The organism is Aeromonas australiensis (genome assembly GCF_000819725.1).
GTDB lineage: Bacteria > Pseudomonadota > Gammaproteobacteria > Enterobacterales > Aeromonadaceae > Aeromonas > Aeromonas australiensis.
Genome location: NZ_CDDH01000080.1, coordinates 1 through 2,117 on the forward strand (window position 1 = coordinate 1; position 2,117 = coordinate 2,117).

The 2,117-nt window shown below is 52.4% G+C and carries 1 protein-coding gene and 2 pseudogenes; 2 read left to right on the forward strand and 1 reads right to left on the reverse strand.

All coding sequences use genetic code 11. The annotated features are described in order from the left end of the window. Together BN1117_RS19735 and BN1117_RS14870 are read left to right on the forward strand one after the other, a co-directional pair. Nucleotides 1-181: pseudogene (locus BN1117_RS19735) on the forward strand (hypothetical protein); the annotation flags it as partial. 529 nt (nucleotides 182-710) lie between these two features. After that, a pseudogene (locus BN1117_RS14870) lies at nucleotides 711-1,097 on the forward strand (KUP/HAK/KT family potassium transporter); the annotation flags it as partial. 324 nt (nucleotides 1,098-1,421) lie between these two features. Here BN1117_RS14870 and cysC read toward each other — a convergent pair. Continuing rightward, entirely contained in the window at nucleotides 1,422-2,012 is a 591-nt protein-coding gene (cysC, locus tag BN1117_RS14875) for an adenylyl-sulfate kinase (protein WP_040098607.1), read from the reverse strand. Nucleotides 2,013-2,117 lie beyond the last annotated feature (105 nt).

Consider the following 2,117-nt stretch of genomic DNA (forward strand, 5'->3'; position numbering starts at 1 on the left):
TGATATTGATGGGTTCAAAGGAAAAATATGGTCGTTGGTTTTTGATACCTGCTTTAATCTGCACCAGATTACCTTGGCTGACGCCCTCTGCTTCTTGCAGCAGCAATATCCTGAGCATACAGTTGAATTAATAAGGGTGGCCAAGTATCACACCAAAAAATGTGCTGAAATGAGTTCATAAAAATAATACTGTAGGGTGCAATAAGCGCAGCGTATTTCACCTCTTACATTATTTATTAGTGGTGCAATTCACTTCGTTCATTGCACCCTAGCTTTCCCCTACCAAATAAAGACTCCATTGCTACTCATCTCCCTCCCCTTTGCCACCCTGCCAGCAATTAATTAGTGATTACTTTATCGTCTATTTATTATCCATTTTGGTAAAAGAGAGTAGCCAAAACACTTCGCTAGATAAAACAAACAGTTGCCTGCATTATCGCGGCCTATTTCAATCGCCGGATAATTAATTCTCTTACTCAAATTGAACTTTTGATTATTTATAACTGAGCATAGTCCCGCAGAGTGTGTGTCATTATAAGCTTAATGACAGATGAACAGACTGTGTTCCATGACAAGCAGATCACTATTCCGTTAGCGCCCTTTCCCATCGCAAGCCATTAATTCTCTCCCGATTAAATATCACGATTTTCCTGATAGGAAGGGCATGTGCGTTGGCAAACGTGTAAACATCAAACTGACAAGATGAACTCATGAACTGTGATAAACAACAAGCCACTCCCGGCGTTATGCTGGCGGCGATTGGCGTAGTCTATGGCGATATCGGCACCAGCCCGCTCTATACCTTGCGCGAGTGCCTGTCAGGTCAATTCGGGTTCGGCGTCGAGCCGGCCTCCATCCTCGGCTTTCTCTCGCTGATCTTCTGGCTGCTGATCCTGGTGGTGTCGGTCAAGTACCTCTCCTTTGTGATGCGAGCCGACAACGCCGGCGAGGGTGGCATTCTCACCCTGATGTCGCTGGCGACCCGCAACGCCTCCACCCGCTGGACACCGCTGCTGATCATCCTCGGCCTGATTGGCGGCAGCTTCTTCTATGGCGAGGTGGTGATCACGCCGGCGATGTCAGTGATGTCGGCCATAACTATAACTATTGGGACACCCACCAATTACCCACCAATTTGAGCAAGCCTTGATGTGACTGGGTGTGGTTGCCGTGATAGCACCATCATTGAGGGCTTCGGTTCAGAAAGGAGGAAAGCTTGCGATTTTGGCTTAAAAAGCGGTTTTTCAGCCAGCTCCAACCATGGCATCAAAGACGATGCAGCCCGTAGGTTCGAATAGTGCAGCGTATTCGGACAATCGTGAATAACCCCGCCGCGAGATAAGCAGGATCGGAAGCTCATCTTGCGGGGTTGCTATCGACAGCTTTGGCGCAGCTCAAGGCTCGCTGGCGCCACTCAACCACTACAAATAATTCCCCTGCCGCAGGGCAGCCAGCAACTCCTCCACCAGCACCTCTACCGCTTTACCGGCGTTAAGCAGATGGATTTCCGGCTGCTCCGGCGCCTCGTAAGCGGAGTCGATACCGGTAAAGTTGCGAATTTCCCCTGCCCTAGCCTTCTTGTAGAGCCCCTTGGGGTCGCGCTCTTCACAGACGGCTAGCGGCGCATCGACAAACACCTCGACAAACTCCCCTTCACCCACGAGATTGCGCACCAGATCCCGCTCGGCCCGGAACGGTGAGATAAAGGCGGTGAGCACGATAAGGCCCGCATCCACCATGAGTTTCGCCACCTCGCCGACCCGGCGGATATTCTCCTGCCGCGCGGCATCATCGAAACCGAGATCGCCGCACAGGCCATGGCGCACATTGTCCCCATCCAGCAGATAGGTGTGTTTGCCCTCGGCCGCCAGCGCCTGTTCCAGCGCCCCCGCCAGGGTCGATTTGCCTGCCCCCGACAGCCCGGTAAACCAGATCACCAGCGGCTTTTGCCCTTTCAATTCGGCCCGGCTCTGTTTGTCCACGGCATGCTTGTGCCACACGATATTACTCATCCAACACCCCTTGATTGGCGCTCACGCCTCAAAACTTAAACGGTCCGGCACCACGGGGAGCCGCCTCGGACTATCCGCCGCCAACGTGCTGGTGCCATGGCATTG

Bases quoted from the DNA above. Each gene is read 5' to 3' on its own strand.
- cysC (WP_040098607.1), bottom strand. From the start codon at position 2,012: ATGAGTAATATCGTGTGGCACAAGCATGCCGTGGACAAACAGAGCCGG.